Raw genomic sequence first — 13,307 nt, 5'->3', positions numbered from 1 at the left:
AAGTCCGGAATTTTGAGCAGTTCTACCTAACTCGGTACTGGAAACTACTCGACATTCTTCCTGCCGAGGCTCTGGCGCAAGGGCTGGAAGGACCACGGACGCTCACCGAAGAACTCCGGCTCGAATGCCTCCGATACTTGAGAGCGTGCCAAGACACCTGCGAGCTGCGCAGGCGCGGGGACATGTCGGACTGCACCTGGCAGATTCGGTCGGAGGCCATGCGGAATCAGCTTCATCGGTGGCCACTAGAAGACGTGTGGCTATCAGTTCGCGATAATGGACAGTTCAACGATCTCGTCGAACTCATGGTCAGCGCCGACCTATACGACCCCTGCCGATTCCGGGGGCCTAAGCGGTACTTGCGAGGTCTCGGTCCACCACTGACCAAGCATCACCACTGAGCGAGCTTCCTTTCTCTGCATCTTGGCGACCGCTACCGGCCCGACGCCGTCACTTCGACGGCAATCATGAGGATGCGTCGAAAGCTGGGAATCCAGTAACTTTCGGCATCTGCACTGCCTGAGAGGCCTAACGATGAGCACCGTGCAGCCCTACGCGACCAGCGACAGGTGGAAGTTCAGCAGCCTGGCGAGCGGCCATGAGCGCACCGTGCAACTAGCCCTCGAATGGGAGCCTGACGGTTCTTCGATGAGCGACGACTTCACGGTCGAAGAGGCCAACGCCGCAGAGCTGTGGCACATCTGGGTCGACCGCTACGGCAACCGATACCACCTGGACAGCCCGGAGGTGTACGCCCCTTGGCACGTTCCCGTCTCCTGGTACGTCTGCTCCGTGGGTGGCGGCGGCACCTTCGAGGCGGCACCGCATCAGAGCCTCCCGGACGATTTCCCGCTCCGGGAGGACTTCTTGACGCGCTACACGCACCCGCTGCACGCGAGGAGCAGCGTACCCGTCAACTGGCTCCGCCTGCCCGTACTCGACCACGGATGGAACGCGACACAGGCCGACAAGGGCGGCTTCATCCAAGAGGTCACGGGGTGGAAGCCCTCGCCCCTGCTGCCAGCCATGGACGTGCGCCAGGTCGCGAAGGCCGCTGGCGCCTACGTGCCTTGATTCCCTCCGGACGGAACCTGCGCGCTGCTGGGGATCCCGGGACCTTGCACCAGACGACTACATCCCGCTCACGGCCGCAGCCCTTCGACTTTGACGGGAAGGGCCTCGCGGACGGGTGGGAGAGGCCAATACCCGCATCAGTGTTACCTGTAGTACTCTGCGGCAAAACAGAACACTGAGTTCTACTCCCGAGACGCGTTGACTGGCGCAAGGCCGGACCGCAGGTAGGGAAGAACGGCAAAGCAGGCGCCAGCGCAAAGCGGCCTGTACAGCCCGCAACGGGAAGCCGAGACGACTGAGACCCATCAGAGGTCAGTCGTGCTCGGCGTTCGTGTCTCTAGGAGACATTCCCGATGCCTCGGTACTTCTCAGGCCAGCTCCTCCGTGAATCCCGGAAGGCAGCCGGCGTCTCCATCGAACAACTCGCCATCAGCACCGGTCGCTCCGCCTACTCGATTCAGGAGTACCAGCGCGGACGCGTCACGCCACCCGTCAACGTCATCGCCGCCATGGCCGACGTCCTCGGCCGCCCCATCGAAGCACTCCTCGAAGACGAGGAAGTCCACGCTGCCCCAGGGGCCGCCGCGTGAAGCGTCGCCTGTTCTGCACCTCCGCCAGGCCGCTCGGCCGCGAAGAGGCCGTGCGTAAGACACGTCCTGGCTACGGCAACACGCACCTCCGGCAGTGCCCCAACCGTCCAGCTGTCCCCGCGACCGGGGAGGCGTCATGAGCGGCCTCGACCCCGTCACGGAGGTGGCTGCGTCGTTCGGCGTGGACGCCCTCATAGCGCTCGACGAGAACGGCGTGCGCCGCGTGTGGGTGGACCCGGAGCAGCTGCGGTCGATCGCCCGCACAGCGCCATGTGGGCAGGCCCGGGCGCACGCCATCGTCGACAAGATCCTCGCCGCCTGCGCGCAGGGGGTGGTGAGCGATGACTGACCGCACAGTTCGGGTACGGGTCATCGCCGAACTCCCGGGTGTCGCCGCGGCGATGCGCGGGGGCGCGGCCTCCATCGCCACCGTGGGCGAGGCCGCCACGCTCGCCGGGCGGGGGCTGCGCACGATGGGCGCCGACGCCGCGGTAGCCCGAGGCGGCATGGCGGCCGTGGCAACAGGGGCCCGCGGCGGGGCGGCCGGCATGCGGGAGGCCGAACTCGCGGCGACGCGCGCCGGGCGCGGCATGGGCGGCCTGCGTTCCGGCGTCGAATCCGTCCTCGGTCCGGTCAAGCACCTGGGGGCGCTGCTCGCCGGGGGCGCCATCCTCTTCGGCCTGCACGACATCATCCACGCGGGCAACGAATACACCGACTCAATGAACAAGTTCTTGGAGGTGACGAGGGCATCCGGCGCGCAGATGGCGGCAGCCGGGCGCGAGGCTCAGGCCCTCGGCGCCGACATGAAACTCCCGTCAGCGAACGCGGCCGAGGCCGCCGACGCCATGGTCGAGCTCGCCAAGGCCGGACTCAGCGCTTCGGACGCCATCAAAGCGACCCGCGGCACCATCCAGCTCTCGGCCGCGGCCCGGACCGATGTGTCCACGGCCGCCAAGATCGAGGGCGACATCATGGACCAGTTCGCCCTCAAGTCCTCGGAGGCCGCGCACGTCGCCGACGTCCTCGCCAACACGTCCAACTCGGCGTCCGGCGAACTCATGGACATCTACTACGCCATGAAATACGTGGGCCCGATCGCCCACACCATGGGTGTTTCGATCAAGGACACGGCGACTGCCGTAGGTCTCCTCGGGAAGTCCGGCATCATCGGCGAGACGGCGGGCACCGCTCTGCGGTCCGCCCTGGTGAACATGGCGAAGCCCACCAAGCAGGTGAAGACCGGCCTGCACGAGCTGGGCATCGAAGCGTTCGACTCGAACGGCAAGTTCAGGGGTCTGCAGTACGTCATCACGCAGCTGGGCAAGGCCAACGAACATCTCACCACCCAGCAGTTCACCTCCGCCGCCGCGATGGCGTTCGGCAAGCCCGCCCTCGCGGGCATGGTGGCTCTAGCCCACCAGGGCGGGGAGGCCTTCCAGACGTTCGGCACGCAGGTGGGCCGTGTCGGTGGCGCGGCAGCGCTCGCGGCAGCCGAGTCGAAGGGACTCGGGGGCGCGATGCGCGGCCTGGGCAAGCAGCTGTCCAGCGTGTTCCTTCAGGTGTATCTCGGGATCGCCCCCAGCCTTGAGGGCATCACGCGCGGGATGACGTCGTCGGTGTCGAAGGCCATCCCCTACGTGAAGTCCGGCATCCGCATCGCGGGCGACCTGTGGGACATCTACGGGCCGACGGTCGAAGCGAAGCTGCACGCGGCCGAGAGCGGCATCGGGCGGGCCGCCGAAGGGCTCGCGAAGCCCCTGAAGGCCGCCATGGCGGGCGTAGCGGGCGCATCCATCCCGCTGGCCATCACGGGCGTCCAATCCCTCGACAAGGCCTTCGGGAACGCCTCAGCAGCCGCTACACCGCTCCTCGGCGGTCTGCACGACCTGACCACCTCGGTCACGTCCGGAGCGGGCGCCCTCGGCGTCCTCACGGGCCGGCTTCAGGTGGGTGTCGGACTGCTCGGCGACATGACGGGGGTTCTCCGTCCCGTCGGCGACCTGGTGGGCGGCATCGCCCATGCTTTCGCCGCCCTGCCGGGTCCGATCCAGCTGTCGGTCCTCGCCATGCTGGCCATGCGCCCGTTCCGCGGTCAGATCCAGGGCATGCAGACCGCCGTAGCCGGTTACGGGCGGTCCGCGGTGGCCTCGTTCAACAGTGTCCGCGGTGCCATGCAGACGCAGCAGATCCTCGCCACCCAGGCGGGCGTATCGCTCGGCCGCTGGGGTGCCGGGCTGGCCGCCCTCGAAGCCCGCAACCCGACGATCGCCGCCATGGGTACCAGCTTCCGCAACGTGTCCACGTCGATTCAGGAAGCCGGGGGCCGCCTGGTCGGCTTCCGGTCGGCAGCCGGCGGGGCAGCCTCCGCGCTGGGAGTCGGTGCGGCCCGCGGCCTCATGGGCGCCTCACGCTCCCTGGTCGGCTTCCTCGGCGGCCCGTGGGGTATCGCGATCGGCGCCGCGATGATCGGCCTCGATCTGCTCGCCAAGCACCAGCAGGAAGCCGCGGCAGCTGCCGCGGCGCACCAGGCCCGGATCTCGAGCCTTTCGCAGGCCTTGCAGGAGTCCCAGGGCATCGTCAGCGGCAACGTCCGCGCGAGCGTCGCGCAGACCCTCATGGACGCCAAGCTGAAGGACGGCAAAAAACAGTTGATGGACGTCATGCACAAGGCGGGCGTCAACGCCACCGAGCTGACCGACGCCTACATGGGGCAGGGAACCAGCGTCGACACGCTGCGCAAGAAGCTGATGGCCGTGGCCCTCGCGAACCGGGAATGGGTGGCGTCAGGGAAGAACGGCCGCAAGGTCGCGTTCACCCCGCTCGGGCAGTCCTACAAGGACGCGGCCGACGCGCTCGGCGGTCTGTCCGGAGAGTTCCCGGACGCCATCAAGAAGCAGAAGGAACTCGCCGCCGCGATCAAGGGTGGCAGTGATGCCAGCAGCAGCGCCACCAACCCGACGACCCGCCTGAAGACGCTCATCGACACCCTGGGCAGCGCCGAGTCCGACGCGGCCACCAAGACCAGCGCCCTGCACTCCGCGCTGCAACTCCTGTCCGGCGGCGAGCTGGACGTCGAAGCGGCCGTCACCACCATGAACGCGGCTCTCCTCGACCTCAACTCGACATGGAAGGACGGAGTCGACCACGCGCAGGGCTACGGCAAGGCCCTGTTGCAGGTCGACGGCAGCCTCAACACCACCACCCAGAACGGCCAGACGCTGTGGAACAAGCTCCAGTCGCTGAACGAGGGAGCCGCAGGGGCGGCGCAGTCGACCTACGACTTCGAGCAGGCCACCAAGGGCACCGTGCCCGCCCTCCACGACGCCGAGGGCGCCATGGAGAAGTCGTGGAAGGCCGCGGTCACCGCCGGCGAGAAGTTCGGACTCACCGCTGATCAGGCCAAGGTGATGGCCGCGCAGATGGGATTCATCCCCTCCAACCTGGCCATCACTCTGGCGGTCAAGGATCTGACCCCGACCGAGCAGGCCCTGCTGTACGTGCAGGGGCTCGCCGACCACCTGCCCAAGGGCGCCACGGTGAAGGTCGCCGCGCTCACCAAGGACGCCGTCAACGAACTCACCTCGGTCGGCATCAAGGTGCGCACCCTGCCGGGCGGACGGCAGATGGAGATCACCGCGCCGACCGCGAAAGCGCAGGCCGCCCTCGACGCGCTCATCGCCAAGAAGATGCCCGGCAAGAACGTCCCAGTCACCGCCCTGACCGGCAAGGCCCTGTCGGACCTGCAAGCAGTCCAGCGGAAGGTGGCCAACACCAGGGGCAAGAGCATCACCGTCAACGCCCTGACCAAGGGCGCCGAGGGAGCCCTTGCAGGCCTCGGGTTCAAGGTCGCCCACATGAAGAACGGGCGCGTGTCGATCAGCATCCCGACGGGCGGCCCGGCCTCGGCGGTCAGCACGATCCAGGGCTACATCAACGGCATGCGCGGCAAGACCGTGACCGTGACCATCAACGGCGTGAAGACCGGCGTCGACCCGAACCAGTACTTCAGCTACGGCCCGCACAAGGCCACCGGCGGCCTGGTCGGGCGGTACGCGGTCGGCGGCGCCGTGCAGGCGATCCCGTTCGGCGGCGCCGTGTCCGGGCCGGGCACGGGCACCTCGGACAGCATCCCGGCGCTCATCTCCAACGGCGAGTACGTGGTCAGGGAGGCCGCGGTTCGCAAGTACGGCGTGGCCATGTTCGACCGGCTTAACGCCGGCCGCTACGCCTCCGGTGGTCTCGCGGGCTTCACGTACTCCCCGACCGGACAGCCGGTACTGGGCGGCCCGTCGGACGCCAAGTCCCGCTACGACCAGGACGTCCAGAACCTCAAAGACGCCTGGGGTGTCCTCAACACGGCGCTGAAAGAGCAGAAGAAGGCGGCCGACAGCCTCACCGCCGCCGAGAAGAACCTGTCGAAGGTTCGGCACGAACACCACACCGCCGCCCAGCTGCGGGCAGCCGAGGACCGCGTCGAGAAGGCGCGGTCGGCTAAGAAGGCAACCGACAAGACGGTCAGTGCGGACCGGCAGAAGGTGTATGCGGCGGATGCGGCCCTCGGCGTGAAGAGGGGGGCGAAGGCGCCCACCGGCTTCGATCTGAAGGCCTACGAAAAGCAGCTCAACGCGTCCGTGGCCGCTACGGACAAGTGGCGCACCAACCTGGCGAAGATCTCCAAGCGGGGTGGCGCCGAGGTCGAATCGCTCCTGGAGAACATGGGCCAGGACGGTTACGCCCTCGTCAACTCGCTGGCCGGCGCCAGCGCCAAGCAGTTCAACGACATCGTGAAGAAGCTGCAGAAGACAGGCGACGTCGCCAAGGCAACGCTCGCGGACTTCGACAAGCAGCTCAGCGCGTCCACCCAGCAGAATCAGCAGTTCGCCGCCGACCTGCAGAAGTTGGCGGCCGAAGGCTTCGGCGATCTCGCCTCGGCCCTCGCGGCACAGGGCGACTCCAACGCGATGACGCTCGCACACGAGGCGGCAGGCAACAGCAAGTCCGCGTCGGCTGCGAACAAGAACGTCAGCAAGGCGCAGTCGACACTCACCGGGGACGATCTGGCGAACTCGCTGATCCTGCTGTCCACCCTGCGCGGCGGCACGGGCCGCGGCTACGCGGACCTCATATCCGCCGGCCTCGACACGGCCACCATCAAGGCATTGGTGCCAAAGATGACCAAGCAGATCGGGGCGCTGCCGGACGCCAACAAGGCGACGTTCGTGCGGCAGTGGGTGGCGCAGGGCGGCCAGCCGATGGCGCTCGGCGGCATCCTCACCAAGCCGACCCCGGTCCTCGCCGGCGAAGCGGGCGTCCCGGAGGCGTTCATCCCGCTCAACAACACCCCGCGCAGCCGGGCACTCCTCGCCGCAGCGGCAGCCGCCAGCGGCTACCACCTCGTACCCGCCAGCCGGTGGGCCGCGGGATCGTCCGCGTCCGCAGTCGCCCGCGAAGTCGAGAAGAACATCACCGTCATCCTCAACGGCGCCAAGCAGACCGCCGGTGAGCAAGCCGCCGACATCGCCAGGCACATGGCGTTCGTCGGCTGATCCCTAGGAGAATCACCATGACCGATATGGACATCAAGGCCCGCCTGGCGGCGATGTTTCCGCAGTCCGAACCCGACTACAGCACGCTGCTCGCACCGAAGCCCAAGGCGAAGGCGAAGCAGGCCAAGGCTGAGCCCGAGGCGCAGGAAGAGAACGACAGCACCGACGTCGGCGAACCTCAGGCCGAGGTCGAGCCTGAGCCTGAGCGCCAGTACTTCGTCAGGAACCGCCAGAACGAGCGCCTGCCCACCGACCAGTTCAACATCGAAGAGGGCAAGCGGTGGGTGGCTGATCACTTCGGCCCGGCCAAGCAGCCCGCCTTCGAAGACGTACCCGACGGCCACTACGCGAGCGACGACGTGTCCCAGGAAGAGTACGCCGCGGCATACGAGCGCTACACCGGGAGCCCCTACCGCCCGCGCTGCTACACCATCAAGTCGAACCGGCCACTGTGAGACCGAGTGGCCGGCGCGGTCTCCACTCCTCGACCGCGCCGGCCACCATCACACGGCGTGACCAGCAACGACGCCCCGACCATGATCGACCAGGGGGAGGACGGTCCGGGCGATCAAGCAGCGGACCGCCGGGGATGTCTACACATGGTCGAGCAATGCTTGATCTTGCTTTTTTGGGATTGATCTTGATCCGGGATCGCGGAGAGTGAGGTGGCTATGGGTATCTCGGAGACCCCGGACGGGCTCGGCGAGGCCAGCTTGAGTCTGTGGCAGGAAGTGCAGGGCACGTTCGAGCTGGGGCCTGGCGAGACGGCCCTACTGGTCGAGGCATGCCGGACGGTCGACGAGCTGGAAGCGATGGGGCTTGCCCTGGCCGCCGGCCCCGCGTTGGTGCAGGGATCGACAGGGCAGCCCAAGGCGTCACCACTGTTCGCCGAGGCGCGCGCCCACCGCCTGGTGCTGGGCAAGCTGCTTGAGCAGATGGCGCTGCCGGACGAGGGCGAGGACGTCGGCAGGACGCCGAACCAGGAGCGCGCGTCGAAGGCAGCGAACGTCCGATGGGACCTGGAGAGGCGGCGCCGTGGCACGGCGTAGGCGCCCCGAGCCCGTTCCGCTCGACTACGAGCCTCCTGACTGGTTCTGGGAAGGCTGCAGTCTGCGGCGCTGGCTGCGGGAGCACGATGGCGTCCTGGACGGCTACCACGCGGCCAAGCAGGAATGGCGCGAGCGCTGTCGTGAGTGGCTGGAGGTGCGCGGCCTCGTTATGTACGGCATGTCCGGGCTGACATGGGAGGACTACAAGCGCGTCGAGCGCGAGGAGCCGCACCGCATCCTGCGCCGGCCGTGACCGGTGGGGAGTTGGGGTCTCCCCCGGGTCGCAGACCGGACCTTCGGGGAGGTGTCTGTCCTCGTGTACGGGTCCCCCAATCCCGGGCGATCTTGATCCGGGGTCTGTTACTCGGCGTGCGGAAACACGAAAGGCCCCGTCCTGGACGACCGAGGCGGGGCCTGGTAACTCGTCAGTGCCGCACGTTGAAGTCGTCGAGGCGCCGTTCGATAACGTCGCCAACCTCGAACTCAGCGGCGAGGGTCAGAGCGTCCTCGATGACGTCGTCGATGTCGTCTTGGTCGAAGTAGCTGAGCCAGCCGGACTGTTCGAGGGCCGATCGTATGGCTTCTGCAGCGTCCTCTCGGCTGAAGTCGATGTCTTTGACGAGTGCGGTGGTCGTGGCCTTGCTGCTGTTAAGTCCGGCGAAGGAACGTCCGCAGCCGCAGCCGCTGTCGGGGTCTTTCCTGTCTTGCTCGCAGATCAGGCCGGCGACGATGACGAGTTCGCCCTCGACGCAGAAGCTGAAGTCGTTGTCCCTCGCCCCCTGGGTGCGGCTCGTGGCGGTGAGCAGTTTCATGCGGCTTCCCTTCTCTTGTTCCGTCCCATTGTCGGCTGGCTTGCGCTCGTGACGTTTGATGATCCTGTGCCCATCCAGGCGCCCGCGCCAGCATCGAGACCGGCATCCGCCGCGTTCATGTCGTGGTCCTCTTCAGGGGGGTTGAGGTGGTCGCACTGCCCGCCGTGCACGTCACTGCACTGGGGGACGTGGCGGCTACGGCAGAGCCGGGCGCCACAACCACGGACACAGGGCCTACTGGCGCCTGCCTTGAGCGGCCGGTCGCACACGATGCAGCGGTGTCGAGTTCGGGCGGTCACGGACTGGCCTCCAGGGACGTGACGATGGCGTACCGGGCGCCGCATGGGCCGCGCCGTAGGCCGGTGTCGAGGTGTCGGTGAACGCCGTTGCAGCGAGGGCAGTCGACGAGCAGTTGCGCGCGTCCGGCGGTGACGAGGGGCCGCGCGGCTACCTCGACGGGATGGTTCGGGGTCATGGGGCTTCCAGGGTTCAGGCCGCTACCGGGGCGATGCGGGGGCGTTCGGCGCGCACGAGCCACATCAACTCGCAGGGCGGATGGGGGCACTTGACGACGTCGTGCGGGGCTCCGGAGACGATGACGGCGGTCACGAGTCGCGCGGGCCGCTCGCAACGGCAGGCCGGGCAGCAGGCGACACGGAGTGCTGGAGGCATGGGTGCGTTCTCCTGTGGGGAGTTGGGGGTTTCCTGGGATCCCCGGAAGTCGCTGGCAGCGAGGTTGCGCAGCTTCTGCGCGTGGCGTCGGGCGAGGCCGGCGGTACGGGGTGCGGTGAGCCTGGCGCGCTGTTCCCGGTCGCGCTCGCTGCGCTGCCGGGCGTCGGTTATCTGTTGCTGTATGCGGGTCTCGACGGATGCGAGGGCCGCTTCGATGAGTTCACGACTGATCGCCGCGCTCATGATCTCTCCACGTTCCGGGCGGGGCTGGGGGAGGCTAGGGATAGGCGGGCCCTGCTACGGACGGGGCCCGCCGTCGTGCTTGTCAGCCTGTTACAGCTGGCGGAAGTCGGTCGGCACGGTCACGCTGCGGTCCTCGGGGTGCGGGTAGTAGACAGTCGTTTCTCCGACGTCCGGGTGCTCCCTGAAGAGGGCGTTGTCGAGGCTGGCCCGAGCCCGGTTGAGCGCTTCCTCTGCGGCCCTGAGGTGACGGTAGGACTCGCCTTCGACGCCGCTCCTCGGGTAGGCGTTGGCGAGTTGGGTCACGCGGCGAACGAGCTCGGTGTGGATGGCTGCGAGGGTGAGGCCGAGGTGTTCGTGCTCTTCGAAGGTCAGTCGGGGCTTGGTCATGAGTGGTGTCGTCTCCTCGATCGGGGCAGGTGCGCAATCGGCGGTTAGGCGCCGCTCCGGCCGTGCTCGAAGCGGGCTGAGGTGGCTGCCTCGTAGGCGGCCAGCAGCCGCGGGGTCCGGTGGGCGAAGCGGGGATAGGGGACGCCGTGGGCGGCGGCGTGCTGGTCTTCATCCAGGTGGCTGAGGGCTGGGCAGAAGCCCACCTGGCCGTCGAGCTTGATGATCGCCCGGCCGCAGTGGTGGCAGTCGGTCCACCACCAGAACCCGCTCTTGGGCTCGCGGCCGGCGGCCTTCGGGCTGGGATCGAAGCGGAAGGCGGTGGGCATGAGGTCGAGCTGCCAGACCGGGGGCAGCGTGGGGTACTCACGCCAGCCGCTGTCGTTGGTCCACACGTAGCCGTCGCGGTCGAAGCCGCAGTATTCGTCGTGTGTGAGGTGGGACAGGTCTGGCGCCGGCACCTTGGGCTTCGCCCAGTACACGTAGGTGTCGAGGCGGGAGTCTTGGGCGAGGCCGCGGGCTTTGGTGAGTTCGTCGTCGGTGGGGAACGTGCCTTTGATCTCCAGCCAGAACGCATTGTCGGTGTTGGGCCAGACCAGAAAGTCGGGCAGATAGGGCTGGCCTTGGACGATGTAGCCCTGAGGCTCGTAGTCCCACGGAACGTCAATGTGGTCCATGAAGACGGCCCAGCGGGCTTCGAGACGGGAGCGGAATCTGTGGCCCTTGTACCGGGTCTCTATGGGCTGGATAGCCATGTCTCTCCTGGGTGGGTTGGGGCCGGTCTGTGCTGTGACGGTACGGCCGACACTGGCTGCCCGTCCGGGAGTTGATCAGGTCAGAAGGGCGGCTCGTCGGAGTAGCCGGAGCCCTGCGCGGCGGGCTGCTGCTGGGCGGGCGGGCTACCCCAGCCACCGCCCTGCCGCTGAGCCTGCGCCTGGCCGTTGGCGGGCTGGGCTCCTGCCCACGGGTCACCGACGCTTCCGTTCGCCGGTACGGAAGCGTTGCCGCCCGCCGGGTTCTTCAGCACCTTCGCGGTGGCGCGGGCGAGGGTGGGCCCGACCTCGTCGACGTCGATCTCGTACACGGTCCGCTTCACCTGTTCCTTGTCCTCGTAGGACCGCTGCTTGAGCCGGCCCTGGACGATGACGCGGACACCGCGGGCGAGGGACTCGGCGACGTTCTCGGCGGCCTGCCGCCACACCGAGCAGGTGAGGAAGAGGCTTTCGCCGTCGCGCCACTCGTTGCTCTGCTTGTCGAAGACGCGCGGGGTCGAGGCGATGCGGAACTTGGCGACCGCGACGCCGGCCGGGGTGAAGCGGAGTTCGGGGTCGTCGACCAGGTTGCCGACGATCGTGATGACGGTCTCGCCAGACATCAGGGGGTCTCCTTCGGAACGCGGCCGGTGCCACGGCAGTTGGGGCAGGGATCGGTGTCCGGTGGCGTGAGACGTCCGCTGACGCGAGCGCGGGGGCCAAGGTCGACACCTGCGGCACTGGCTTCCAGTGCGCGGCGGCGAGCTTCCTGATACGCGGCGTGCGCGCTCATCTCGCCGGAGACCACCTTCGGCATGAGATCGGGGGCGTAACGCTCCACGGTCTTCACACGCTCGGTGGTGCGACCGGATGTGCCGCCGACTACGGCCGCGAACCGTTCGCTGCTCTTGCGTGAGCGCCGGTTGGCGCTCGGCTGCGTTGCCACCGGGATCCCTTTCTGTGGTGTGCTGGTTGGGAGGCCGGGCCCGATTCCCGCGGGCCCGGCCGCTGTTGTGCGGGTCAGCCTTCGGCTCGCGGGGCGAGGGAGCGGTGCCCGTCGGGCAGGTGGCCGTCGCACCAGGTGCTGATCGTGAGGTGCAGCCCGTGGTCCTCGACGACCTTCCACACGGCCATGTCCGGGCAGTTCTGCCTGCCGTCGGAAATGCGGTTGATGGTGCAGGGCTGGACTCCGGGCTCAAAGGAGAACGTCCAGCCGGCGTCGCGGCGAAGGACGCGCACCTCCGGCCCCTCGTCGGCACCGGTGCCGTTGGCGCCGTCCAGGTCTTCGACGACGTCCAGGTCGAGGGTCGCGGCGATGTCCCCGAGGGTCACGTAGGTGTCCTCGTCGACCTGATCGATCACGAGCTGTGCGGCTTGGTTGAGCGCGGCGGCGGCGTAGGCACGGCCCACGGCTTCCAGGACGGCGGCGACTGCATGCGCGTCCGCCTCGCGGCCGGTGAGTTCACAGCGGGCGGCATCGGCCTGGCCGCCGATGTATGCCTCGACGGCCCGTTCCTGAATGCGCCTGAACGCCAGCTGCCCATACGGGTCGCTGTTCACGTTGGGCACGTAGCGGGTGGCGGGGTTGCCGCAATCGGTGTGAGCGTAAATCGGGTCGCCGGCCTTGATGCCGCAGCCGCAGCACTGAAGGAAGCTGCCGCCCTCTTTCGTCTCGGGGTTGAACCAGCTGCCGAAGTGGACGTTGTCCGGAGTGCCGCAGTCCTGGCAGTTGGTGGGCCCGGTGTGGCCGTGGGCTCGGGCGATGTCGGTGGTCGTGGTCATGAGGTCTCCCTGTGGTCGGTCGGGACGGTGGGGTCGTTGAGGACTTGGGTCATGTGGCGGGCGTGGTCGACGTCGGCCTGCGTCGGGGCTACGTACATGACGAGCCCGGTGTCGAGTTCGTCGATGGGGTAGCTGGCGCGGGTGTGAGTGAGACACAGGGCGATGTATCCGACGGGACCCGCGGCTTCCCCGTCGGTGAGGTCGTTGGTGGGCACGGGGCTCCGTTCAAGAGCGGCCACTTGTGACGCTGCGTGGTGTCGGAAGTTCGGGCGTCGGAAACCGAACTTCCGACAGGGGTTCGCTGACTGACCTGGGAGTTCGCGCGGTACGTGATTCCCCCCCTGAGTGTTTTGTGTATTAATGTCCACTTTCACGGCGAGGGGCTGTCGGAAGATTGCTT

16 protein-coding genes are annotated in these 13,307 nt (G+C 67.9%); 7 read left to right on the top strand and 9 right to left on the bottom strand.

All coding sequences use genetic code 11. The annotated features are described in order from the left end of the window. Positions 1 to 534 precede the first annotated feature (534 nt). From ACIQBL_RS26330 to ACIQBL_RS26300, 7 genes are all read left to right on the top strand, one after another. Positions 535 to 1,074 (top strand): hypothetical protein, encoded by a 540-nt coding sequence (locus tag ACIQBL_RS26330; RefSeq protein WP_401945405.1) that lies wholly within the window; start codon positions 535 to 537, stop codon positions 1,072 to 1,074. Between the two features lie 353 nt (positions 1,075 to 1,427). Further along, a complete protein-coding gene (locus tag ACIQBL_RS26325) occupies positions 1,428 to 1,664 on the top strand; it encodes a helix-turn-helix domain-containing protein (protein WP_401945404.1) in 237 nt (78 codons plus the stop codon). Positions 1,665 to 1,800: 136 nt separating this feature from the next. Next, entirely contained in the window at positions 1,801 to 2,013 is a 213-nt protein-coding gene (locus tag ACIQBL_RS26320; protein ID WP_401945402.1) for a hypothetical protein, read from the top strand. After that, entirely contained in the window at positions 2,006 to 7,213 is a 5,208-nt protein-coding gene (locus ACIQBL_RS26315; RefSeq protein WP_401945401.1) for a phage tail tape measure protein, read from the top strand. The genes ACIQBL_RS26320 and ACIQBL_RS26315 overlap by 8 nt, the downstream gene beginning before the upstream one ends. Positions 7,214 to 7,230: 17 nt before the next feature. Continuing rightward, complete coding sequence (locus ACIQBL_RS26310; RefSeq protein ID WP_401945399.1) at positions 7,231 to 7,668, top strand: hypothetical protein; 438 nt, start codon at positions 7,231 to 7,233, stop codon at positions 7,666 to 7,668. 216 nt (positions 7,669 to 7,884) lie between these two features. Further along, on the top strand, positions 7,885 to 8,262 hold the full coding sequence (locus ACIQBL_RS26305; RefSeq protein ID WP_401945398.1) for a hypothetical protein: 378 nt from the start codon (positions 7,885 to 7,887) through the stop codon (positions 8,260 to 8,262). Beyond that, positions 8,249 to 8,515, top strand: a complete 267-nt coding sequence (locus ACIQBL_RS26300) for a hypothetical protein (protein ID WP_401945397.1) — start codon at positions 8,249 to 8,251, stop codon at positions 8,513 to 8,515. Before ACIQBL_RS26305 ends, ACIQBL_RS26300 begins: the two co-directional genes overlap by 14 nt. 172 nt (positions 8,516 to 8,687) lie before the next feature. On the opposite strand, the gene ACIQBL_RS26295 is transcribed toward ACIQBL_RS26300, so the two are convergent. The 9 genes from ACIQBL_RS26295 to ACIQBL_RS26255 all read right to left on the bottom strand — a co-directional run bounded on the left by ACIQBL_RS26295 (position 8,688) and on the right by ACIQBL_RS26255 (position 13,122). Further along, positions 8,688 to 9,074 carry a hypothetical protein gene (locus ACIQBL_RS26295; RefSeq protein WP_401945395.1) on the bottom strand — a complete coding sequence of 129 codons (387 nt, stop codon included), beginning with the start codon at positions 9,072 to 9,074 and terminating at the stop codon, positions 8,688 to 8,690. Positions 9,075 to 9,369: 295 nt separating this feature from the next. Next, a complete protein-coding gene (locus ACIQBL_RS26290; RefSeq protein WP_401945394.1) occupies positions 9,370 to 9,549 on the bottom strand; it encodes a hypothetical protein in 180 nt (59 codons plus the stop codon). Between the two features lie 14 nt (positions 9,550 to 9,563). Further along, positions 9,564 to 9,989: a hypothetical protein gene (locus ACIQBL_RS26285; RefSeq protein ID WP_401945392.1), complete on the bottom strand. Its 426-nt coding sequence runs from the start codon at positions 9,987 to 9,989 to the stop codon at positions 9,564 to 9,566. A 90-nt stretch (positions 9,990 to 10,079) separates the two neighbouring features. Beyond that, positions 10,080 to 10,376 (bottom strand): hypothetical protein, encoded by a 297-nt coding sequence (locus ACIQBL_RS26280; RefSeq protein ID WP_401945391.1) that lies wholly within the window; start codon positions 10,374 to 10,376, stop codon positions 10,080 to 10,082. A gap of 44 nt (positions 10,377 to 10,420) precedes the next feature. Further along, positions 10,421 to 11,128, bottom strand: coding sequence for a hypothetical protein (locus tag ACIQBL_RS26275; protein ID WP_401945390.1), 708 nt, complete (start codon positions 11,126 to 11,128; stop codon positions 10,421 to 10,423). A gap of 80 nt (positions 11,129 to 11,208) precedes the next feature. Next, positions 11,209 to 11,748 (bottom strand): single-stranded DNA-binding protein, encoded by a 540-nt coding sequence (locus ACIQBL_RS26270; protein ID WP_401945388.1) that lies wholly within the window; start codon positions 11,746 to 11,748, stop codon positions 11,209 to 11,211. Continuing rightward, on the bottom strand, positions 11,748 to 12,071 hold the full coding sequence (locus ACIQBL_RS26265) for a hypothetical protein (RefSeq protein WP_401945387.1): 324 nt from the start codon (positions 12,069 to 12,071) through the stop codon (positions 11,748 to 11,750). The genes ACIQBL_RS26270 and ACIQBL_RS26265 overlap by 1 nt, the downstream gene beginning before the upstream one ends. Positions 12,072 to 12,145: 74 nt before the next feature. Continuing rightward, entirely contained in the window at positions 12,146 to 12,907 is a 762-nt protein-coding gene (locus ACIQBL_RS26260) for a hypothetical protein (RefSeq protein ID WP_401945385.1), read from the bottom strand. Beyond that, on the bottom strand, positions 12,904 to 13,122 hold the full coding sequence (locus ACIQBL_RS26255; RefSeq protein WP_401945383.1) for a hypothetical protein: 219 nt from the start codon (positions 13,120 to 13,122) through the stop codon (positions 12,904 to 12,906). Before ACIQBL_RS26255 ends, ACIQBL_RS26260 begins: the two co-directional genes overlap by 4 nt. Positions 13,123 to 13,307: the final 185 nt, after the last annotated feature.

Source organism: Streptomyces sp. NPDC088350, from assembly GCF_044753545.1.
Taxonomy (GTDB): Bacteria; Actinomycetota; Actinomycetes; order Streptomycetales; family Streptomycetaceae; genus Streptomyces.
Note: the sequence above shows the minus strand (reverse complement) of the source record. Positions and strands in the feature narration are given on the sequence as shown.

Excerpts from the sequence above, each read along its gene's own strand:
- ACIQBL_RS26290 (WP_401945394.1), bottom strand. The coding sequence starts at position 9,549 with ATGACCCCGAACCATCCCGTCGAGGTAGCCGCGCGGCCCCTCGTCACC.
- ACIQBL_RS26285 (WP_401945392.1), bottom strand. The coding sequence starts at position 9,989 with ATGAGCGCGGCGATCAGTCGTGAACTCATCGAAGCGGCCCTCGCATCC.
- ACIQBL_RS26325 (WP_401945404.1), top strand. The coding sequence starts at position 1,428 with ATGCCTCGGTACTTCTCAGGCCAGCTCCTCCGTGAATCCCGGAAGGCA.
- ACIQBL_RS26295 (WP_401945395.1), bottom strand. The coding sequence starts at position 9,074 with ATGAAACTGCTCACCGCCACGAGCCGCACCCAGGGGGCGAGGGACAAC.
- ACIQBL_RS26315 (WP_401945401.1), top strand. The coding sequence starts at position 2,006 with ATGACTGACCGCACAGTTCGGGTACGGGTCATCGCCGAACTCCCGGGT.
- ACIQBL_RS26275 (WP_401945390.1), bottom strand. The coding sequence starts at position 11,128 with ATGGCTATCCAGCCCATAGAGACCCGGTACAAGGGCCACAGATTCCGC.
- ACIQBL_RS26280 (WP_401945391.1), bottom strand. The coding sequence starts at position 10,376 with ATGACCAAGCCCCGACTGACCTTCGAAGAGCACGAACACCTCGGCCTC.
- ACIQBL_RS26320 (WP_401945402.1), top strand. The coding sequence starts at position 1,801 with ATGAGCGGCCTCGACCCCGTCACGGAGGTGGCTGCGTCGTTCGGCGTG.
- ACIQBL_RS26310 (WP_401945399.1), top strand. The coding sequence starts at position 7,231 with ATGACCGATATGGACATCAAGGCCCGCCTGGCGGCGATGTTTCCGCAG.
- ACIQBL_RS26270 (WP_401945388.1), bottom strand. The coding sequence starts at position 11,748 with ATGTCTGGCGAGACCGTCATCACGATCGTCGGCAACCTGGTCGACGAC.
- ACIQBL_RS26330 (WP_401945405.1), top strand. The coding sequence starts at position 535 with ATGAGCACCGTGCAGCCCTACGCGACCAGCGACAGGTGGAAGTTCAGC.
- ACIQBL_RS26305 (WP_401945398.1), top strand. The coding sequence starts at position 7,885 with ATGGGTATCTCGGAGACCCCGGACGGGCTCGGCGAGGCCAGCTTGAGT.
- ACIQBL_RS26260 (WP_401945385.1), bottom strand. The coding sequence starts at position 12,907 with ATGACCACGACCACCGACATCGCCCGAGCCCACGGCCACACCGGGCCC.